The following is a 17,794-nucleotide window of genomic DNA, read 5'->3' as shown; positions in this document are numbered from 1 at the left end:
CGTATAAAATGAGGAGAAAGGGGACTATAATTTAAACTTTCATTATTTCTATCACAAATATAAATATCACACTATAAAAGAATAAGCCCGAGGAAATTTCCTCGGGCTTATTCTTTTATAGTGTGATATTTACATCCTATCCGGTACCTCAATTCCCAGCAATCCCATGCCTAGACGTACCACCTTGGCTACATTCTCGGACAATGCAAGGCGGAATACCTTCACTGTTTCGTTCTCCTCACGCAGAATGCTGAAGTCATGATAGAACTGGTTGTATTCCTTCACAAGGTCATACGTATAGTTTGCAATGATGGACGGGCTGTAATCCTCACCTGCCTGCTTCACAATAGCGGCAAAGTCGGCAATCATCTGTATCAGTCCCTCTTCCTTCTCACTCAGTTCAATGCCGGCAGGCAAGTGGGCAGGGATTTCAATACCGGCCTCTTTTGCCTTGCGGAGAACAGACTGAATACGTGCATAAGTATATTGGATGAACGGTCCCGTATTACCATTAAAATCGATGGACTCTTTTGGATTGAATGTCATGTTCTTGCGGGCATCCACTTTCAGGATGAAGTACTTCAAGGCACCCAGACCAACGATACGGGCGATATTGTCCGCCTCTTCCTTTGTCAGACCATCCAGTTTGCCCAGTTCATTGCTGGTTTCCTTGGCTGTATCAATCATCTCCGCCATCAGGTCGTCAGCATCAACTACGGTACCTTCACGGCTCTTCATCTTGCCCTCGGGAAGTTCTACCATACCGTAAGAGAAGTGCACCAACCCTTTACCCCATTCGAAGCCCAGTTTGTCGAGCAGAATGGAAAGTACCTGAAAGTGGTAATTCTGTTCGTTGCCTACCACATAAATCATCTTGTCGATGGGATAATCTGCAAAGCGGAGTTTAGCGGTACCGATATCCTGCGTCATGTAGACGGAGGTACCATCCGCACGCAGCAGCAGCTTGTGATCCAATCCCTCGCCCGTGAGGTCCGCCCATACAGAGCCATCTTCTTTCCGGTAGAAGAAGCCTTTCTCCAGGCCCTCCATTACCTTCTCCTTACCTTCGAGGTACGTGTTTGATTCGTAATATATCTTATCAAAAGTTACACCCATCATACGGTAAGTCTCGTCAAAACCTGCATACACCCAGTCGTTCATCTTCTTCCAAAGCGCACGTACTTCCGGGTCATTGGCCTCCCACTTTACCAGCATTTCACGAGCCTCCTTCATCAAAGGAGATTCAGCTTCCGCTTTAGCCTTAGCTTCTTCCTCATTCATGCCTTCACTTTGGAACTTGGCCATCAGTTCTTTCACTTCCGCCTTATAATGCTTGTCAAAGGAAACATAGTAATCGCCAATCAAGTGATCTCCCTTCTTGCCGGATGATTCGGGAGTTTCACCATTCCCGTACTTCTGCCATGCCAACATGGACTTGCAGATATGAATTCCACGGTCATTGACAATATTTGTCTTTACTACCTTATTACCGTTGGCAGCCACTATATTAGCCAACGCATTTCCCAAAAGATTATTGCGTACATGGCCCAAATGAAGCGGTTTGTTGGTGTTGGGAGAAGAATACTCAATCATCACCAATGGAGAGTTGTCAGTAGCGGCCACGATGCCGTACTGCTTGTCTGCATGAATGCCATTCAACAATTCTATCCATGCAGAGGAGGCAATGGTCAGGTTCAGAAAGCCCTTGATGACATTAAATGCTGCAACCGAAGGCTCATTTGCCTGCAAGTATTCACCGATTTCCTGTGCTGTCTGCTCCGGTCCTTTCTTGGACATACGGAGGAAAGGGAATACAACCAGTGTGAGGTGTCCCTCAAATTCTTTCTTGGTTTTCTGCAACTGCACTTGTGCGGCAGGAACATCCTGTCCGTAAAGCGCTTTCAGCCCGCCGATAACGGACGATACCAGTTTCTGTTCTATATTCATGATTCAAATGTATTTTCCTGCGTGCAAAGATAGCGTAAACCGAAATCAGAACAAAACAAGCAGGCTTGTTTTTATTGACTCACAAGATATTCAACATACAAAGAGGGGACGCTCTTTGCAAAACGTCCCCTCTTTGTATGTTGAGTATACTGTTTTTATTCAGCTGTCAATTCTGCACCTGGTTTGAATTTAACAACTTTCTTTGCAGCAATCTCGATAGGCTTTTTAGTAGAGGGGTTGATACCCATACGCGCTCCTCTTTCCACCACACTGAAAGTTCCAAAACCAACCAATGATACTTTATCACCGGCCTTCATTGCCTTAGTGACTGATGCGATAAATGCATCCAATGCTTTCTTTGAATCAGTCTTTGACAAACCAGACTCCGCTGCCATAGCGCTAATAAGTTCCGCCTTATTCATAATGCTTAAAATTAATTAATATGTTACACAAAAGATATTTTTACTTTTCATCACAAACCTCCACAAAAATAGAGCAATATTTCTGAATATCAAATAAAAACATTAAAAAAATATTGGAAAACAACGAAAAAGAAGGAATAGAATCTGCTTTTTCTGTTATAGAACAGAATTTATTCGTATTTTTGCCGGAGAAAGCAAAAACAGGCAACTGTTTTTGAACTGTAAAATGAATTGAAACAACAGATTATGAATACTATACCTACTGTAACCAAGAACCTTTTAATCATTAATGTGCTGATGTTTCTGGGTACCATCGTCGCCCAAAGCTACGGCATCGACCTCGCCCAATATCTGGGATTGCATTTTTTTCTTGCCGAAGATTTCAATGCAGCACAATTGATAACATATATGTTCATGCACGCCGGATTCGCGCACATATTTTTCAACATGTTTGCCGTATGGATGTTCGGACGTATTTTAGAGCAGGTATGGGGGCCAAAACGATTTCTGTTCTACTATCTGGTGTGCGGTATAGGAGCCGGAATTATCCAGGAGGTGGTACAGTATATTCATTATGAGACAGTACTTTCCGCCTATGACAGCGTAAATACCGGCATGGCCATCATCCCGATGGAGGAATATCTCAATATGATGACTACCGTGGGAGCTTCGGGAGCAGTATACGCCATTCTGCTGGCATTCGGCATGTTGTTCCCCAACCAGCAAATGTTCATCTTCCCACTACCGGTTCCCATCAAGGCCAAATATTTTGTTATCGGATATGCCCTGATTGAGCTATATGCCGGATTTGCAAATAACGCAGGAGACAATGTGGCACACTTTGCACATCTGGGCGGTATGGTATTCGGTTTTATCTTGATTATGTATTGGAGAAAAAAGAACAGAGGAAATGGCTACTATTATAACTGATTTGAAAGAAAACTTTCGCAGAGGAAATATCTATATCCAGTTGATTTACATCAATGCAGCGGTATTCATATTCACCACTCTGACTGAAGTCATGCTCCAATTGTTCAATCGGAGTATGATGGGAATATTCGAATGGCTGGAATTACCGGCATCACTTTCACGCTTCATTTTGCAACCGTGGTCACTGCTGACGTACATGTTCATGCATGCAGGATTCATGCACATTCTTTTCAACATGCTGTGGCTTTATTGGTTCGGAGCACTATTCCTGAACTTCTTTTCTGCAAAGCATCTGCGTGGTGTGTACATTTTGGGAGGAATCTGCGGTGGTTTGCTCTATATTGCCGCCTATCATATTTTCCCGTACTTCCACCCCATGATAAATTACTCTTTCATGCTGGGTGCCTCTGCTTCCGTGCTTGCCATCGTAGCTGCCACAGCCTATCGTGAGCCCAACTATCCGATACATCTATTTCTTTTCGGAACCATCCGACTGAAGTATCTGGCGCTTATCGTTATAGGCACCGATTTGCTATTCATTACCTCCAGCAATGCCGGTGGACACATCGCACATTTGGGAGGTGCGCTGGCAGGGTTATGGTTTGCTGCCAGCCTCAGCAAAGGCAGTGACCTGACCTCATGTATAAACAAATGTCTGGATGCTTTAGTTTCCATCGTCAGCTTTAAACCCCGAAAGCCGAAAATGAAAGTACATTACGGTACCAGTAAACAAAAAGATTATGATTACAACGCACGGAAAAAAGCCCAATCCGACGAAATAGACCGCATTCTCGACAAATTAAAGAAATCGGGATACGAAAGCCTTACTACGGAGGAAAAGAAAAGCTTGTTCGACGCAAGTAAACGTTAAACAAATGGAAAACGGAAAGTGGAATATGGAGAATGAGAAAATAGCCGCCACTCTTATTTTCAGTTTTCACCTTTCAATTTTCAATTATTATAATGAAGTATTTAGGTAATTTTGTCGCCCTCCTGATTTTGGCGGTCAATGCCTTGTTTACGGGCTTGCTACTGTTTACCGCCTATAGTCCGCACATACAGCCGGTCACACATCCGGTGCAGTCGTGCCTGGGACTGACATTTCCCGTTTTTCTGATGATAAATATAGGCTTCTTCATCTTTTGGCTGGTCATCCAGCGTTACAAAACCGCATTGCTTCCCTTGATAGGATTACTACTTTGTTATTCACAGACACGCACTTATCTGCCCATCAACTTTCATACAAACAAGTTGCCTGAAACAAGTTTCAAATTACTCTCATACAACATCATGGGATTTGACGGAGCCATCAAGCAGAATGGCAAGAATCCCATACTGACTTATTTAAAAGAAAGTAATGCCGATATCCTCTGCCTCCAAGAATACTCCACGACAGAATCATCCCGGCACCTTTCGCAAAAAGATGTGGAACAGGAACTCAAGGCATATCCATATCACCGCATCAACACGGTGGGCAGGGAAAAAGGGCATACCAACAAGATAGCATGTTATTCCAAATATCCGATTCTCTCGGCACGTGTACTAGATTATTCCAGCGAGTACAACGGTTCGGTACTGTATGAAGTAAAAATAGGAGAGGATACAGTCACCCTCATCAACAATCATTTGGAGTCCAACAAATTGACCAAAGCCGATAAAGCCGTGTACGAAAACATGCTGAAATCCCCTGAAAAAGAAAAGGTGAAAAGCGGTATGCGCCTGCTCATACGTAAATTAGCAGAGGCATCAGCCATCCGCGCACCGCAAGCTGACACGATTGCACACGAAATAACAGCTTCACCACATCCTTGTATCATTGTATGTGGCGATTTCAACGACACCCCCATCTCTTATACTCATCGTACCATCGCCCAAAATCTGGACGATGCATTCACCAAATCAGGACGGGGATTAGGAATTTCTTACAATCAGAACAGATTCTATTTTCGGATAGACAATATATTGACCAGCAAGAACCTGAAAGCCTACAATTGTACAGTAGACCGTTCCATCAAGGATTCAGACCACTATCCGATATGGTGTTATATCACCAAAAAGAATTGAGAATTAATACTTAACATTTAATACTTAGAAAACAATGTTCAAAAAATGTATTCTAATTTTAGCAGCAAGTTGTATGATGTACTCCTGTGCCACCCAGACGGAAAGCAATCCGTTCCTTACCGAGTTTCAAACACCCAATGGAGTGCCTCCATTCGATAAAATCAAGTTGGAGCACTATGAACCCGCATTCCAGAAAGGTATAGAAGAGCAGAATGCCAATATCCAAGCCATCATTGCCAATACGGAAGCTCCCACTTTCGAAAATGTCGTTGTTGCTCTCGACAACAGCTCCCCAACTCTGGACCGTGTAGGCGGTGTATTCTTCAACCTGACGGAGGCCGAAACTACCGATGAACTGACAGCCCTTTCCATGAAACTGGCCCCGACATTGGCCGAACACGAAGACAACATCTCACTCAATCAGGAGCTTTTCAAGAAAATAGATGCTGTCTACAATCAGAAAGATGCTCTCGGTCTGACCCGTGAGCAACAAAGACTGCTGGAAAAGACTTATAAGGGTTTTGTCCGTTCCGGCGCCAATCTTCCGGCCGACAAACAAGCCCGCCTGCGCGAAATCAACAAGCAGCTTTCCACGCTCGGAATCACGTTCAGCAACAACATCCTGAACGAAAACAACGATTTCAAGCTTTATGTAGAAAAAGAAGAAGACCATCACGGCAAACTTTTTTTGTTTGATAATTGATTGATAACCAGTAGTTAGTTTCGCTTAAAAAAGCTAATCTCTACTTATAAGCATACATAGAGGGTTTCAATAACCAACTGATACTGAAGACAAAAGTATATAAAAAAGTCGGATTGTAAAACACTGGAAAAGAACCTTCTTTTATCAATCAAGGAAATCAAAAAGTGTATAGAGCAAAGTGGCGCATGTATGGTATAGATAATTCCGTACATGCGCCACTTTCTTAATCATCTGATTTGCATTGATTTACATTAATTGTTATTATATACTATCATTTGGTACTGATAAGCATTGATTTTGCTTGTGGGGTGTATTATTGTCCACCTAAAAAAATCAAGAATATCTCCTTGAAACGGGTTTGACGAGCAGGTCGATGTGCTCGTGTTCAAGGATATGTTCCATAGCCTTGTATATGGGCATCTTTTCGATACCGGCAATCTTCAGGGCTTCCATCTTGATGGTATTCTCGATGAGCAGCAGGTAGTCTTCCTCCTTCAGCTCAACATATTTCTGTGACTGTGATTTTAATTTTGCCATATTGATGTTGTTATTTGTTTCCGAAGTCGGCAGGAATCTCACCCCACAGGCGGTTGTCCCAGTGCAGCACTTCGATGTCCTTGATTCTTGCCTCCATCACTTTGAGGAATATCTCCGCTTTCTGCAATGCCGGGCATCTGCGTGAAGAGGCTGTCTGTTTGTTACAATACCACGTGATGGCTGTAATGCTGTCCGAGTAGATTGTTCGCGGACTTTCCGGATGTTCCATGACATATCTGACCGCCTCGACAATGCCGAGAAACTCCCCGATATTGTTCGTCCAGTTACCGATAGCTTTGGAAAAGAGTTCTTTTCCTGAAGAGAGGTCGACAGCCCGGAAGCGTGTCAACCTCTCTTTTGCAGAATGGGCACCGTCGGTCGCAATACCCACGACCGGTTTTTCTTTCATTGAATTCCTCCCTGATGTCTGTCTCCCGTATAGATGAACCCGTCGGATTCCATACGTCGTACCAGAGCACGCGCCTGATTCAGATAGTCGGTGATGACACCTTCCTTGTACTTGATATCCTTGCGTCCCTTGAGGATTTCCAGCACACCGTCTATTGTGCGGCTCATTACGCTCTTGCCGTCTTTCGGGTCGAAGAAAATCTTTTTGTTGCCGAACGTCACAGTTACTTGATACAATGTCTTCGGGACGATCACTGTTTCCACATGCGCCTGAAATAACACGGGGGTAGCGGCAACGACTACATACCCGTTGGCTTTGTGCATGGGTTTCAACTCTACCGAGTATAGTATGTTTGGCTCGAGAGTTCCTTTCAGGTCTTCCGAAAGGACACAAATCTGCTTGCCGAATCTTGAGTCTTCACGGACTCCCATCAATTTACGTGTCTTGGAATGGCGCGAAACGAACCCTATCAGTTCGCCCGTCTCTTCCGATCTCGCAAACTTCAGTTGCGATTTTTCCGATGTCATATTACTGTTCTTTCATATTCAATCTATTGCTTTCAATTGACAATCTGTTTTCAATGGGTCACTTTTCCATACAAATATATGCCAATTTTTCACGCCAACAAAACGTTTTAGTTATTAATTTTCAGATGGTTATGTGTAATATATATAGAGAAAAGGCTGCATTCAGTACAGCCTTTCCTCCTCTGTAAAATGACTGAAACGCTCGTCAGTATCAGAAGTTTGCAGTAGATAACGGCATTTCCAATAACGGTAAATCCGCCTTCCGTTGGGTATACAGTGATTTATATCGTCAGCATTCAGATATTGGTTCCCTTGTTCCGTACCGTGGTGCATCCATGTAGCGCACCCGGGCAGGTCCGGGTTGTTCCGGACATAGAAGTCCATTTTCTCTTTACCGGCGACAAAGATATTGTGTATCCGTACGTCCTTATCGATAGGAAACCGGTAGGCGTACAACGCGAAGTCACAGATGTCGGTTTCCAGCAGGTTGCCGCCAAAGTGTTCGGGAGCTTTCCGTTTCAGGTTCTCGAACCCCTCCAGAATACCCGGCCTGTCGCATATCTCGGCAAACCTTTCATCCGTTACCGGCTCAGCCGTCGCATAAACCACCCGAAAACCATTATCCGTACTGTCCAGTACCATGACATGCGCGACTATCCCCGGTGATTTGTTGATACTTTCGTCAATGCTGTCCGAGTCCGTGGTCAGACAGCATTTCAGCGTTCCGATGATTAATACCGCTACCACCAACAGTGTCCAAGGACCTATTGCTGCCGCTATCAATACCAATTCATCGGCCCGTTTCCGTATTTGTTTCATTGATTTTGAGAATGTGGCGGCCGGATACCCCCCGGACCTCGGACACGCATACCTTGCATCCTGCATCCAGCAACCGGTTTCTACATTCTTCCAAGGCGGCGTCGGAAATCCTGATGGCAGGTATACCCGCCGCCGTCATCTTGAACCGGGGCACTTCCGTGATCCGGGTAATCGTTTCGGCATCATCAAAATACGCCTCGAATGAATCTCCGACATGGAAAAGGATGATGGTTTCCACGCCATGCCTTTCCTTCATGCCGCCGTAACAGCGGCGAATAATCTCTTCCTTTTTCATATCAAATAGATATATTAGGTTTGATGTCAGCCAAACATGAAAGTGCCTGTAATCCGTTCAACTGCCGGGCTTTCGTCCGAAATACATATACAGACTTTCTTCATCTGACAAATATACAATAAATTACGGAACGACCCATGTCTATTGCATGAAACTATCCTTTCATCTTCACCTCCCTTCTTTCAAATTGTTCGCGGATGATTTCAACGAGTTGTCCGATGCTGTCGATTTTTTGACTCTTACCGCAGGCTTTGCCATGGAACAATGGCGTGAAGTACAGGTTAAAATCCTCATCGATGGAAAAACCTCCCACGAGGACGATACCCGCCTTGATACGGTAATACTCGCCGTACATGGCGTAATCATCCGTAGTTTTGGTGAACCCGTACTCCAGCAACAAGTCCGGCAAAGTGTCCAGGATCGGCCGGATGACATCCTTGAGAAAATTCGGGGTCTCAACTTCCTTTTTCCGTTTCCGACCTTTTCTGCCGGTTCCGTTATCGTCTTGCAGGTAATGGGCATCGAAACGATCCCGATACCTTTCTGTCAGTTCCTTAATATCCATATCCTTTATACATTTAATTGTTTTCCTCAAGCCACTCTTCCAGTGTCATGGAGTCCTCGAAACCGTATTCGTCAATCTGTACATAGCCGTCCTTTTCCGTGATAAACTCTTTCCTGGTCAGGATGGTTCCGCCATGATTTACCATCACCGTCGGTTCGATGGTCGCCAGACGGTCCCCGTCATCCGACTCCCGGATATCGTATGCGTACAGTCCCTCCGGAACGGCATTCCGGTCAATCCGCATATCCGTAAACAATGCAGGCGTGTCATTGATGGTCATAGACTCAAAGGTCTCGTTGCCAATGTTTTCTTTTGTAATCATATTTATTGATTCAAATAGTTTATTATTCCTGCTTGGGAAGTTCAATGGCTCTTACCCAATTGTTCCGGTCATCAAAACATTCATCATTGATGTTGGCCGTAAATTCCAGCGGTATCATCTTCTCAACCCGCGTTGCGGGGTTATTTTCGTAATCAACGATGATTTTCCCGGCCGGAACGTCACGTTCAAATTCGTCCAGCGGGAAAGAGAATATCCATATTTCCCGGTCTTTATCTTCCCCAAGAAACGCCTTGAGGTTGTCTGTATAAGCCTGGCATTTGTCCCACGAGGTTTCCACGAATGAAATGATTTCCTCTTCCGGTTTGCCGGTACGGTCTTTCAGGAATGCAACGGCATTCCCTTTCCAGATATCCTGCTCGACACAGAGTTCCAGATAACGTTCCCAGACTGTCACCAGCCAGTCCATGTTAATCTCATGCAGGTGGCGGCAGGTGAAACGCTCCCGGCTTTCCGCGTTGTAAAGCGTGCAGCTTCCGTCCGTGCGTATCTCCTCCAACCGGTACATGGTGTATACCGGTATCCCGTGCCCATACCCGTCTTCCCCTTCCTCCTCGACATATACCGTATGGGGCAACATATTTTCCGGCATTTTCGGTATCGCACACAGGTTGGCTATAACTTCCTGTTCCAACGCTTTTTGTTTCTCCTGTATTCTCATTGTCTATCCATCTTTTAGTATGATTTTACCTTCTTGAAATAATCTCTGTTTGTAACGACGGTGGTTGCGTATATTTTCGGTATGTTTCTTCCGGTCATATTTATACAAGCCTTTTGCCTTGTTCTCTCTCAGCAGTTCCTTGTTCCGCTCTTCGCTTTCTGGGTTCACAATGAAGGTTATCAGCCTGCGGCTGACACCGTATTCCCGGGCAAGCTGGCGCTGGCTGACAGCTTCTGTCATGTAACGGTGGAAAATTTCAGCCTTCTGAAAAGGAGTGAGCTTCTGCCTGCGGTCATATTGTGTCCCGCTGATGATTATTCCCGAGCTTTTGTATGGCATAGTGAAGTCTGTTTTTCGTTTGTGGTCCATGAATGGTAGATGCGTTGTTTGCCATCTAAGGAGAGTAGAAACCAGCGGCTATAAATCCGTTCCAGCGTTTCGGTGTCGTGCCCGTATATCGGTCCCAGTTCGTTTGCAAACATCGCCGCTACCTTCAGCCTCCTGGTATCGGACAGCTTCTCCCACCAGCGGCAAATGGTCTTGTACTGCTTCACGTCCGTTACAAGGTCCGGAACCGGAGCGGAGGAGATATATTCCGCCTCTTTGCCGCACGGTGCCTGCCAGAACCCCTGTTCGCAAAGAGCGCGTTGCTCGTCACAAACCCGTTCTGCAAAGGATTTGAGTGCCATTTGGAATATCTTTCTTTCCAGTTCCTTACGTTCCATGGACAGTTCATGCACACCCACGTTCAGCCCGTGCTTATTGCGTTCATCCGGGGAAAGCTTGTTGCTCAAGGCTTTCCTGACCAGTTCCAGCCGTTCTTTCAGAGGGCCGTATTCGTTGTTATCTAAATACCGGTTAAACAGTTCCTGTTCGTTTCCGGGCAGTATGAATATATTTTCCATCATGCATCATTTAAGTTATCGGATGTGAATAGGATATATCGCAGTGGATAGCGGGTGTCGGGGTGCGGAAATAGCCACGAGATCCCGTGCCGTCAAGGGGCGCAGAAAAACGGCATCGAACTCCTGAGTATCGTCTTCACGGATATCTCGGACTTCAATGATCCATGTGCCTTCATAGCGGCACCAGGCAATCACCTCCAAAATCATTTCCTTTCTGTAGTCAGCCGGTCCGTCCCCGAAACTTTCACGTATCCGCTTAATTGCATCGTCTGTCAGCCGGACAAATTCCCCTTTGCGGAACGGAGCTTCCGGCGTAACGGCAGGAGCCAGCATCTGCCAGTCTTCATGTCCGTCCAGGTCTTCCACAGCCATTGCGTAGGCTTTGTATTCAGCTTCGGTCTCGAAATGTCTGGTTATCACATATCCCCCGGATTCGGCCGTGCTCTCCACCGACGAGATATCCCCGGTTTTCCTGTATATGCTTACAGTATCCTTACCGAGTAGAACTTTTACTGTTATCATTATTGCAGATGGTGTGGTTTTATTATAAATGGAACTCCACGTCTTCCTCCTCGAACTCCGTGTCGTGGTCCTCGTTGTACCCCTCGACGGTCGAACCAGGGACATAGGTCTCTCCGCCAATCCCATAACGTCCGGCATCGAGCAGTTTCCGAAGGGTTTCGGTGTCCCCGTTTAGAATCCTTTCGATGTCCTCCCGGCTGCCCCGGACGCTAATTCCGAGACGTAGCCAGAGATTTTCCTCTCTCGAGGTGTCCGCCTCTTCCGACCGGTGGCGTATGATATGATAATCACTCCATCCGTCGGCATCGTTTACCCCGGCGATGTAGGCATTGTACTCCGCCTCAGTCTCGAACTCTTTCTCGTCCACGACGCCCCCGTTATCCGCCAGCCATTCTTCAGAAGGCAGTTCATTGTTCTCTTCATATTCCCGTACGGCGTCCTCGCCGAAAATCGTTGTTATCTTTATCATGTGTCTTTGGGTTTTGAATATTTGTTATTTAATGGTTATCAAACTCGTTTGCCCGAACCGGTTTGATTCGGTTCGCAGACAGCCACCCGGTTTCCGGCGCGTATCAGTTTGGGGAGATACACGTCCAGGTCACGAAAAGAAAACCGCAGTTCCTTGACGCCTTTCCCTTGCCCGTCGACGCGTTCGGCGGTGGCAATGCCCAAAATGCCGGAAGCGGCGATGGCATCATCCTCATACAATTCACAAGATTCCCCGTTTCGGAAAATGTACAGGGCATCCGGGTGCGCCGCTTTCATCTCGCGGTATTTTCCCATCATGTCGGAAACTCCCGGGACATTTCCGTTCCCCGTTACATTCCGGGTCTTCAGTAGGTTCCTCGTGGCGTCGATGTCGATGAAATTCGTCCAGCCGGCTTTATGAAGTTCGACAGCAGCTTCCCGCAGGGATACCTTCCCGTTCTCGACCTCCTCTTTCAGGGATTCGAGAATGTTCTTGATTTTATAATCATTCATCATATTTTTTATTCTTTGGTTACATTGTTACTTGTTCCGACGGTATTCCGGTCAAGGGGAAAGCACCCGTGGCCTCCGGTAACCCGTCGATACACTGCCCGTCGTCAGGATTTCCCCGACAGGTAATGCCCGATGGACTTGTAACGGTTAGGAATGTTCGCGTTCTCGTTGAAACCGTTCAGGCAGTGGAGCAAGGCATCTTCGAGCGTGACATAACGACGGTCGAAAGTTTGGATATTATCCAGACAATAAGCATTTACAGCGTATTTGAAAGGCGCGTACATCCTTTCGTTCTCCCGCTTTAAAATGACAAACCAGTCGAAATGGAGTTTCAAGCGGAAACCGTCGCTCTCGCCGACTTTCATCAGCCGCTCTTTGTCGAGAAGCCGCCGCACGAGTGTGGCGTCGAGCTGACGGGTATACTCCCTGTACGCCTTGATACGGGCCGTGTAAGCCGCGGCATATTGTTCGATGTCCGTTTCTTTCAGCCGATGTTCCGCCGGGTAAAAGTCCAGCACCTCTTTCGTCGTGACGGGAATTTTCAGGTCGTCCACCCCGATCTCGTAGGTCTTGTTTTCCAACACGTCGTGGAACTCGAACCCTTGAATTCCCATGAGGGTAAATTCTCGCGTCGGGTCAGGGAGCGCAAGTGATTTGAGCTCTTCGAGGTCGCGGCACACGGCCACGACCGGATACTTCTCGACCACGTCTGACGGGCCTCCGATGCGGATATACGCCTTTTCACACCCGTCGTAATCACCATGCCGGACAATGTCGCAGCAGGTGTAGTTGGGGGCGGCACGATGCCGCGCCGTATATTCCGTCCAAAGCTTGTCCAGCCCGGCTTTTACTTCGTCAGGGTCGGTCAGGGCAACGTTGCCGCACTGGCTGCACCGGCCGTCCGACAAGGCGTTGCGGGTAAATTCGAGGAACTGTCTGGTGTTCGGGTCGATGACGGCGGTACATTTCACTCCAGTGCCGCCGCAGATACTGCATACGATTGACATAAGTTTTTTGATTTGTGTATTTATTCGTACAATCTTTCTTTTTGACGCTTTTTCAAGGTCATCCGGAGATATTGCATCAGTTTCCCGCAGGGACACAGGGCATGTTCCCGTTGGCGGGCATAACTCAGGTCCCCGTTGGAGAGAACCATGCCTTCAGCATTGAGACAGAGGTCGCCGTAAACGTAGTTCTCCTCCGTAAGATAAATCCCATGAACAGGGTTCGGAAACCCCTCCGTGCTGCGGCCTTCCCGGAAAAGGAAGATACGCTCGGCCTGTCCCCGGACTCCGAAAAAGGGATACGGGGAAAGTGCCGCGAGCGTGGCGGCATGCTCTGCCGGATCATGGAAGCGGTCGTCGCTCATTTCGAGCATGTGGCCGGAGTCCTGTTCCTTTTCCTCCTGGTACTCGTACAGTGCGGCGCAGGCTTCTATGAATTCCTCCGAACGGGATGTGGCAGAGCCGTTGGTTACGATATAAAAGTCATTGACAGTAATACCGTAGGCGCGTACCCGTTCGAGGATATGGCGGATGGCCCGGACGTTAAGCGACGGCTCGCCGCCCGTGATGTTGAAATGGTGAATATGCCTGACATGCCGCAGCAGGTTGCTTATATGTTTCAAAGGGATATCCACGGATTCGGCATCTCCCCGCATGCAATGGGTACAGCGCATGTTGCAACGTCGGGTAATCTCGATGCAGAGATTCTTGATATATAGTTCTCTCATATTCGATGTAGTTCGGCTTAGGTTTCATCCGGGATTTCCTTTCCCGTGTAAGGATTATACAGCGGTGTGTTGCCAACTGCCTCGGCGTCAATAGCGAAACTGCCACGGCCTACGTCGTAGAAGAGTTCCAGCTTTAGTGGCGTTGAAGCGATGACTTTCTCAGCCTCGGCTTGTGACAGGCCTGAATACATCAGGCATTTGACACGACACCGGAACATTTCCGGATTGGTTTCCGGCGTGGTAACTACATCAACGACCTCGCACACTTCATCCGTGATGGCGAAGCGGTCGGGATTGGGTGTGCCGTTCCTTCTAGAGCCGTCCGATGCGGCATGTCCGGTGATTGAATGGTTCCGCACCTTTTCGGCGGGATAGGTCTTATCGCCTTTGGCGAAATACGACTTGCCGGAGGCGACACAGGCATGATAGATTACGTCGTGGACCTTTCGTCCGTTGTCAAGTATAATTGTATAGACCGTTCCCTCCTGCAAGACAGGAACGGCATTCGGTTTATGAGACATAAGATTTGTTTTTAGCTGTTTATGAATTTCGGTCTTGCACGCCGCATGATGTGTAGGTCATCGTAACCGATGGCTCTCAGTTCGGAAAGCGGGTTGCGGTACTCCTTTTCATGGGCTGGCCGTGTCATGGCGATCACGCCCGCATAGTCGGCTGCGCCATGCTGGCCGACATGCATGTAGGAGGTTATTTCACCCCGCCGTCCGCTCCACGGTATGTCCGGGAACAGGGCGATGACCTGTCCGTCGGGATAGCGTCTAAAGACCACCTTCGTCATTTTTCCCGCAGATTTCCGTGTCGATTTCATAGTCCCCGTAATTTTTGAATTCATAGTCCACTTCGCTGATAATTTCGTCAACCTCTTCGTCCGTTATTTCATCAGCCTTCGGGTTGTCGATATCGAGCCGTACGGTCAGGTAAATGGTTCTTGTTGCCATAATATCATACATTTTTTAGTGTAACAAAGCCGGCTTATGACGGACCGACGGTATATTTCTCTATCAGCCGCTTCCGGTACGCCTTGTCTTTTCCGGCGGCAAGGCTTGCCAGTTTGCGGATATTCCGGTTGGCTTTTTCCGCGACCTGCTCCACTGTCGGTCCGGGAGTCATGAAATCACGGCATCCGGCACCGCAATACCGCTGCTTCCCCTTGACCGTCCTGCCACAGGCCGGACACCGGCGCTTGCCGTCACGCTCCAGCACTTCCAGAATATTGGCATGAATGCCTTTCCACCATTCAATACGGTCTATGTCATAATCGTAGACGGTTATCGTGTTCCCGAAACTGCGGGCTTCGACCTCAACGGCAATGCCCTCATTTTCAAGGTAAACCTTCAATACCGGGTCTTCGTGAGGCTCACAGTGCCTGTCATACCAGATGATATAGGTGGGATCGTCCAGTTCGTCAGGCTCTCCCAGACAGAGTTCCGTAAGGCCGTTGTTCACGAGAATGTTGCGGATGGCGTCTTGTAAATCTTTGATACAGTCCATTGATATTTCGTTTTATGGTTGTTCCTCATTCGTCAGTTCATCTCCGAAGCGTGGCCGACGAACTGGAAGATATCGGCGTATTGTTCGCTGTAGATATAGAATCCGTCCCGTTTTTCCCCGGTCTCCGCATCTATTCCGTCAGCAAGGAGATATTCCCCGTCATCCGTCAGGTAGACATCGGTAAGCTTGATACGGGGCGTGTCGTGCTTCCCGTACAAGGTTGTCGTGACGGGGAAGTTGTTGTCATCGAGTTCCTCCTCTTCTGTAAGGCCGAGTGATACGCGGCCATATTGTGCCAGGAACTCCAGCATGAATTTCAGCATGGCTTGCTCGGCCTCGTGCAGCCGTCCGTCGATAAAGGCGTACTGGGTGGCGAACAGATGCAGCTTGTCGGCGCTCATTTTGTCCGGGGCTTTGCCCGGCTCCGCATTGTCTTTCTGTATTTTATCCATATCTGTCATATTGTTGGTTTCATGTTTCCAGCGGGGTGAAGGAGACGGTCAGTATCACTTTCTCGTCACCCAGGTTGAACACTTTCAGGCAGTCGTTACTGATAGTCCTTTTCAGGATGTCTCCCCGGTATCGGGAATTGCGTACCTTGAAGGTAAAATCATCAATGAACGAGCTGATGCAATGAAGCACGTGGTCGAATTCTTCCTTACCATACCGTTCCATTTCAGGGAAGATGCCTTTCAGATGCGCCCGCAGGCTCAATATGTAGTTCGGGGTCTTGCCCGTGATTTTTCCCGAGTATGTGATTTTGTATTTCCTGTCCATGATATGCCGTTCCATTTAATCGTTACTGTCATACCAGCCCTCGATCTCATCGAAATAGCCGTTCGAGTCCCATTCTTCCAGCAAGGTGGTCGGGTACGTCCATTCAAGGCTGTAAAACAGATCCTGGCACACCTCTTCATTACCCTTGCACAGGGCGAGCAGTGAGTTATGCGTGAAACAGCCGTCACTGCTCTCCGACACACGCCAGTCCTCACGGTCTTCTGCCGCGTATTCAGGTACATAGCACACTTCATCGGGGCGGTTGAGAAAGGCATCCTCGTTCTTGTAGATGTTTCCTTCCCCTCCGTATTCCAGTTCATAGAACACACCTTCCGGCGTTTCTATCCTGTTGCCAATCTCTATCATAGCGTTACCGTTTCGTGGGTATATATAATCACCATCCGGGAGGAGAGCACCTTGTCGCGTACCGTGGGGTTGGCGATTGCCCAATCGGAATGGAAATGCATGTCCGGAATGGATGCGGTGTCCACAATATCGCCCCCGTTTTCCAGATGGAGATAATCCGGCTGATACAGGTCGCAAAGGAATTTGCCGTCCGTATCGCTGATGGCGTATATCTTGCCGTCGAGTGCGGCCGTCATCTCCTCCTCGCTGCGGTAGACCAACAGGTATTTACAGCCGGTCTTCATCTCTTCCGCAATCCGCTTATGCAGTTCTTCAGGAGATAATTCACGCAGTCTTGACACGACCGCCCCGATACTTTCCACGGCATCGTAGCTGTCCAAGACATCATGGCAGGTCGTTTCAAACTCCTCTTTCGGACGACCCGCAAAATTGATGGTACGGACTTCCTGCCCGTGCCCGCCGAGCAGGTAAAAGGGCGTACCGTTCCATTGTTCCTTTCTGACAGAGAGCGGCCGGGAGCATTCCCGTGTCTGCCGGTTCACAACGGCATACAGTTCCAGACTTTCCCCGCATTCCATACGCAGGATATGCCGGGCGAACTCCGTAAATGTCATGATTTTGATTCCTTCCCCGTTCGCCGTGAAGAAATCCTGTCTTGTCTGTTTCATAAATCCGTTTTTTTAAGAGTAGGTAATCGTTTTGTATAAGGGGTGGAATACTCACCTCGTTTTGAAAAAAAAGACCGCCGCAGCCGTAGCCGCGACGGCCCGTCATCATTATGGC

At 47.7% G+C, this 17,794-nt stretch carries 28 protein-coding genes and 1 pseudogene; 4 read left to right on the top strand and 25 right to left on the bottom strand.

Going from position 1 to position 17,794, the window contains the following annotated elements:
- Window positions 1-129 precede the first annotated feature (129 nt).
- Window positions 130-1,947 carry an arginine--tRNA ligase gene (gene argS / locus DWY57_RS07095; protein WP_119961481.1) on the bottom strand — a complete coding sequence of 606 codons (1,818 nt, stop codon included), beginning with the start codon at window positions 1,945-1,947 and terminating at the stop codon, window positions 130-132.
- A gap of 155 nt (window positions 1,948-2,102) precedes the next feature.
- Complete coding sequence (locus DWY57_RS07090; RefSeq protein WP_117878811.1) at window positions 2,103-2,369, bottom strand: HU family DNA-binding protein; 267 nt, start codon at window positions 2,367-2,369, stop codon at window positions 2,103-2,105.
- 246 nt (window positions 2,370-2,615) lie between these two features.
- Between DWY57_RS07090 and DWY57_RS07085 the strand changes: the two genes are divergently transcribed.
- The 4 genes and pseudogenes from DWY57_RS07085 to DWY57_RS07070 all read left to right on the top strand — a co-directional run.
- Window positions 2,616-3,299 carry a rhomboid family intramembrane serine protease gene (locus DWY57_RS07085; RefSeq protein WP_165491367.1) on the top strand — a complete coding sequence of 228 codons (684 nt, stop codon included), beginning with the start codon at window positions 2,616-2,618 and terminating at the stop codon, window positions 3,297-3,299.
- The gene (locus tag DWY57_RS07080; RefSeq protein WP_117964656.1) at window positions 3,280-4,170 is read left to right on the top strand and encodes a rhomboid family intramembrane serine protease; all 891 of its coding nucleotides are present in this window, start codon (window positions 3,280-3,282) and stop codon (window positions 4,168-4,170) included. The genes DWY57_RS07085 and DWY57_RS07080 overlap by 20 nt, the downstream gene beginning before the upstream one ends.
- Window positions 4,171-4,262: 92 nt before the next feature.
- Window positions 4,263-5,363, top strand: coding sequence for an endonuclease/exonuclease/phosphatase family protein (locus tag DWY57_RS07075; RefSeq protein ID WP_117600125.1), 1,101 nt, complete (start codon window positions 4,263-4,265; stop codon window positions 5,361-5,363).
- Window positions 5,364-5,397: 34 nt separating this feature from the next.
- Window positions 5,398-6,033: pseudogene (locus tag DWY57_RS07070) on the top strand (peptidase M3); the annotation flags it as partial.
- 366 nt (window positions 6,034-6,399) lie between these two features.
- Here DWY57_RS07070 and DWY57_RS07065 read toward each other — a convergent pair.
- The 23 genes from DWY57_RS07065 to DWY57_RS06955 all read right to left on the bottom strand — a co-directional run bounded on the left by DWY57_RS07065 (window position 6,400) and on the right by DWY57_RS06955 (window position 17,679).
- A complete protein-coding gene (locus DWY57_RS07065; protein ID WP_004303920.1) occupies window positions 6,400-6,603 on the bottom strand; it encodes a hypothetical protein in 204 nt (67 codons plus the stop codon).
- A gap of 10 nt (window positions 6,604-6,613) precedes the next feature.
- Entirely contained in the window at window positions 6,614-7,012 is a 399-nt protein-coding gene (locus DWY57_RS07060) for a hypothetical protein (RefSeq protein WP_008143073.1), read from the bottom strand.
- On the bottom strand, window positions 7,009-7,539 hold the full coding sequence (locus tag DWY57_RS07055; RefSeq protein WP_004293684.1) for a hypothetical protein: 531 nt from the start codon (window positions 7,537-7,539) through the stop codon (window positions 7,009-7,011). The genes DWY57_RS07060 and DWY57_RS07055 overlap by 4 nt, the downstream gene beginning before the upstream one ends.
- A gap of 162 nt (window positions 7,540-7,701) precedes the next feature.
- A complete protein-coding gene (locus tag DWY57_RS07050) occupies window positions 7,702-8,358 on the bottom strand; it encodes a hypothetical protein (protein WP_008143069.1) in 657 nt (218 codons plus the stop codon).
- A complete protein-coding gene (locus DWY57_RS07045; RefSeq protein ID WP_004293682.1) occupies window positions 8,330-8,653 on the bottom strand; it encodes a hypothetical protein in 324 nt (107 codons plus the stop codon). Before DWY57_RS07045 ends, DWY57_RS07050 begins: the two co-directional genes overlap by 29 nt.
- Window positions 8,654-8,807: 154 nt before the next feature.
- Window positions 8,808-9,218: a hypothetical protein gene (locus DWY57_RS07040; RefSeq protein ID WP_087393883.1), complete on the bottom strand. Its 411-nt coding sequence runs from the start codon at window positions 9,216-9,218 to the stop codon at window positions 8,808-8,810.
- A 13-nt stretch (window positions 9,219-9,231) separates the two neighbouring features.
- On the bottom strand, window positions 9,232-9,540 hold the full coding sequence (locus DWY57_RS07035; RefSeq protein WP_008143065.1) for an LPD28 domain-containing protein: 309 nt from the start codon (window positions 9,538-9,540) through the stop codon (window positions 9,232-9,234).
- Window positions 9,541-9,562: 22 nt separating this feature from the next.
- Entirely contained in the window at window positions 9,563-10,219 is a 657-nt protein-coding gene (locus DWY57_RS07030) for a hypothetical protein (RefSeq protein ID WP_008143063.1), read from the bottom strand.
- A 3-nt stretch (window positions 10,220-10,222) separates the two neighbouring features.
- The gene (locus DWY57_RS07025) at window positions 10,223-10,558 is read right to left on the bottom strand and encodes a hypothetical protein (protein WP_004293678.1); all 336 of its coding nucleotides are present in this window, start codon (window positions 10,556-10,558) and stop codon (window positions 10,223-10,225) included.
- Window positions 10,534-11,127 carry a hypothetical protein gene (locus tag DWY57_RS07020; protein ID WP_008143060.1) on the bottom strand — a complete coding sequence of 198 codons (594 nt, stop codon included), beginning with the start codon at window positions 11,125-11,127 and terminating at the stop codon, window positions 10,534-10,536. The genes DWY57_RS07025 and DWY57_RS07020 overlap by 25 nt, the downstream gene beginning before the upstream one ends.
- Before the next feature lie 12 nt (window positions 11,128-11,139).
- Window positions 11,140-11,646: a hypothetical protein gene (locus DWY57_RS07015; protein ID WP_008143058.1), complete on the bottom strand. Its 507-nt coding sequence runs from the start codon at window positions 11,644-11,646 to the stop codon at window positions 11,140-11,142.
- Window positions 11,647-11,668: 22 nt separating this feature from the next.
- The gene (locus DWY57_RS07010; RefSeq protein WP_004293675.1) at window positions 11,669-12,115 is read right to left on the bottom strand and encodes a hypothetical protein; all 447 of its coding nucleotides are present in this window, start codon (window positions 12,113-12,115) and stop codon (window positions 11,669-11,671) included.
- Between the two features lie 38 nt (window positions 12,116-12,153).
- Window positions 12,154-12,630 (bottom strand): hypothetical protein, encoded by a 477-nt coding sequence (locus DWY57_RS07005; protein ID WP_008143055.1) that lies wholly within the window; start codon window positions 12,628-12,630, stop codon window positions 12,154-12,156.
- Between the two features lie 101 nt (window positions 12,631-12,731).
- On the bottom strand, window positions 12,732-13,634 hold the full coding sequence (locus tag DWY57_RS07000; protein WP_004293673.1) for a hypothetical protein: 903 nt from the start codon (window positions 13,632-13,634) through the stop codon (window positions 12,732-12,734).
- Window positions 13,635-13,654: 20 nt separating this feature from the next.
- Window positions 13,655-14,359, bottom strand: a complete 705-nt coding sequence (locus DWY57_RS06995) for a radical SAM protein (RefSeq protein WP_008672671.1) — start codon at window positions 14,357-14,359, stop codon at window positions 13,655-13,657.
- 17 nt (window positions 14,360-14,376) lie between these two features.
- A complete protein-coding gene (locus tag DWY57_RS06990) occupies window positions 14,377-14,880 on the bottom strand; it encodes a hypothetical protein (RefSeq protein ID WP_004293671.1) in 504 nt (167 codons plus the stop codon).
- An 11-nt stretch (window positions 14,881-14,891) separates the two neighbouring features.
- Window positions 14,892-15,185 carry a hypothetical protein gene (locus DWY57_RS06985; protein WP_004303931.1) on the bottom strand — a complete coding sequence of 98 codons (294 nt, stop codon included), beginning with the start codon at window positions 15,183-15,185 and terminating at the stop codon, window positions 14,892-14,894.
- Window positions 15,136-15,315, bottom strand: coding sequence for a hypothetical protein (locus DWY57_RS06980; RefSeq protein WP_004293669.1), 180 nt, complete (start codon window positions 15,313-15,315; stop codon window positions 15,136-15,138). Before DWY57_RS06980 ends, DWY57_RS06985 begins: the two co-directional genes overlap by 50 nt.
- A 34-nt stretch (window positions 15,316-15,349) precedes the next feature.
- Window positions 15,350-15,868, bottom strand: a complete 519-nt coding sequence (locus DWY57_RS06975; RefSeq protein WP_004293668.1) for a hypothetical protein — start codon at window positions 15,866-15,868, stop codon at window positions 15,350-15,352.
- 32 nt (window positions 15,869-15,900) lie between these two features.
- Complete coding sequence (locus tag DWY57_RS06970; RefSeq protein WP_004303935.1) at window positions 15,901-16,320, bottom strand: hypothetical protein; 420 nt, start codon at window positions 16,318-16,320, stop codon at window positions 15,901-15,903.
- A 19-nt stretch (window positions 16,321-16,339) separates the two neighbouring features.
- Window positions 16,340-16,660: a hypothetical protein gene (locus DWY57_RS06965; RefSeq protein WP_004293666.1), complete on the bottom strand. Its 321-nt coding sequence runs from the start codon at window positions 16,658-16,660 to the stop codon at window positions 16,340-16,342.
- Window positions 16,661-17,011, bottom strand: a complete 351-nt coding sequence (locus DWY57_RS06960; protein WP_004293665.1) for a hypothetical protein — start codon at window positions 17,009-17,011, stop codon at window positions 16,661-16,663.
- Window positions 17,008-17,679, bottom strand: a complete 672-nt coding sequence (locus tag DWY57_RS06955; protein WP_004293664.1) for a hypothetical protein — start codon at window positions 17,677-17,679, stop codon at window positions 17,008-17,010. Before DWY57_RS06955 ends, DWY57_RS06960 begins: the two co-directional genes overlap by 4 nt.
- Window positions 17,680-17,794 lie beyond the last annotated feature (115 nt).

Source organism: Bacteroides sp. AF25-5LB (genome assembly GCF_003602965.1).
GTDB classification, from domain to species: Bacteria; Bacteroidota; Bacteroidia; order Bacteroidales; family Bacteroidaceae; genus Bacteroides; species Bacteroides uniformis.
This window is presented reverse-complemented; position numbering and strand designations above follow the sequence as displayed.

Bases quoted from the DNA above. Each gene is read 5' to 3' on its own strand.
- argS (WP_119961481.1), bottom strand. From the start codon at position 1,947: ATGAATATAGAACAGAAACTGGTATCGTCCGTTATCGGCGGGCTGAAA.
- DWY57_RS07090 (WP_117878811.1), bottom strand. From the start codon at position 2,369: ATGAATAAGGCGGAACTTATTAGCGCTATGGCAGCGGAGTCTGGTTTG.
- DWY57_RS07085 (WP_165491367.1), top strand. From the start codon at position 2,616: ATGAATACTATACCTACTGTAACCAAGAACCTTTTAATCATTAATGTG.
- DWY57_RS07080 (WP_117964656.1), top strand. From the start codon at position 3,280: ATGGCTACTATTATAACTGATTTGAAAGAAAACTTTCGCAGAGGAAAT.
- DWY57_RS07075 (WP_117600125.1), top strand. From the start codon at position 4,263: ATGAAGTATTTAGGTAATTTTGTCGCCCTCCTGATTTTGGCGGTCAAT.
- DWY57_RS07065 (WP_004303920.1), bottom strand. From the start codon at position 6,603: ATGGCAAAATTAAAATCACAGTCACAGAAATATGTTGAGCTGAAGGAG.
- DWY57_RS07060 (WP_008143073.1), bottom strand. From the start codon at position 7,012: ATGAAAGAAAAACCGGTCGTGGGTATTGCGACCGACGGTGCCCATTCT.
- DWY57_RS07055 (WP_004293684.1), bottom strand. From the start codon at position 7,539: ATGACATCGGAAAAATCGCAACTGAAGTTTGCGAGATCGGAAGAGACG.
- DWY57_RS07050 (WP_008143069.1), bottom strand. From the start codon at position 8,358: ATGAAACAAATACGGAAACGGGCCGATGAATTGGTATTGATAGCGGCA.
- DWY57_RS07045 (WP_004293682.1), bottom strand. From the start codon at position 8,653: ATGAAAAAGGAAGAGATTATTCGCCGCTGTTACGGCGGCATGAAGGAA.
- DWY57_RS07040 (WP_087393883.1), bottom strand. From the start codon at position 9,218: ATGGATATTAAGGAACTGACAGAAAGGTATCGGGATCGTTTCGATGCC.
- DWY57_RS07035 (WP_008143065.1), bottom strand. From the start codon at position 9,540: ATGATTACAAAAGAAAACATTGGCAACGAGACCTTTGAGTCTATGACC.
- DWY57_RS07030 (WP_008143063.1), bottom strand. From the start codon at position 10,219: ATGAGAATACAGGAGAAACAAAAAGCGTTGGAACAGGAAGTTATAGCC.
- DWY57_RS07025 (WP_004293678.1), bottom strand. From the start codon at position 10,558: ATGCCATACAAAAGCTCGGGAATAATCATCAGCGGGACACAATATGAC.
- DWY57_RS07020 (WP_008143060.1), bottom strand. From the start codon at position 11,127: ATGATGGAAAATATATTCATACTGCCCGGAAACGAACAGGAACTGTTT.
- DWY57_RS07015 (WP_008143058.1), bottom strand. From the start codon at position 11,646: ATGATAACAGTAAAAGTTCTACTCGGTAAGGATACTGTAAGCATATAC.
- DWY57_RS07010 (WP_004293675.1), bottom strand. From the start codon at position 12,115: ATGATAAAGATAACAACGATTTTCGGCGAGGACGCCGTACGGGAATAT.
- DWY57_RS07005 (WP_008143055.1), bottom strand. From the start codon at position 12,630: ATGATGAATGATTATAAAATCAAGAACATTCTCGAATCCCTGAAAGAG.
- DWY57_RS07000 (WP_004293673.1), bottom strand. From the start codon at position 13,634: ATGTCAATCGTATGCAGTATCTGCGGCGGCACTGGAGTGAAATGTACC.
- DWY57_RS06995 (WP_008672671.1), bottom strand. From the start codon at position 14,359: ATGAGAGAACTATATATCAAGAATCTCTGCATCGAGATTACCCGACGT.
- DWY57_RS06990 (WP_004293671.1), bottom strand. From the start codon at position 14,880: ATGTCTCATAAACCGAATGCCGTTCCTGTCTTGCAGGAGGGAACGGTC.
- DWY57_RS06985 (WP_004303931.1), bottom strand. From the start codon at position 15,185: ATGAAATCGACACGGAAATCTGCGGGAAAAATGACGAAGGTGGTCTTT.
- DWY57_RS06980 (WP_004293669.1), bottom strand. From the start codon at position 15,315: ATGGCAACAAGAACCATTTACCTGACCGTACGGCTCGATATCGACAAC.
- DWY57_RS06975 (WP_004293668.1), bottom strand. From the start codon at position 15,868: ATGGACTGTATCAAAGATTTACAAGACGCCATCCGCAACATTCTCGTG.
- DWY57_RS06970 (WP_004303935.1), bottom strand. From the start codon at position 16,320: ATGGATAAAATACAGAAAGACAATGCGGAGCCGGGCAAAGCCCCGGAC.
- DWY57_RS06965 (WP_004293666.1), bottom strand. From the start codon at position 16,660: ATGGAACGGCATATCATGGACAGGAAATACAAAATCACATACTCGGGA.
- DWY57_RS06960 (WP_004293665.1), bottom strand. From the start codon at position 17,011: ATGATAGAGATTGGCAACAGGATAGAAACGCCGGAAGGTGTGTTCTAT.
- DWY57_RS06955 (WP_004293664.1), bottom strand. From the start codon at position 17,679: ATGAAACAGACAAGACAGGATTTCTTCACGGCGAACGGGGAAGGAATC.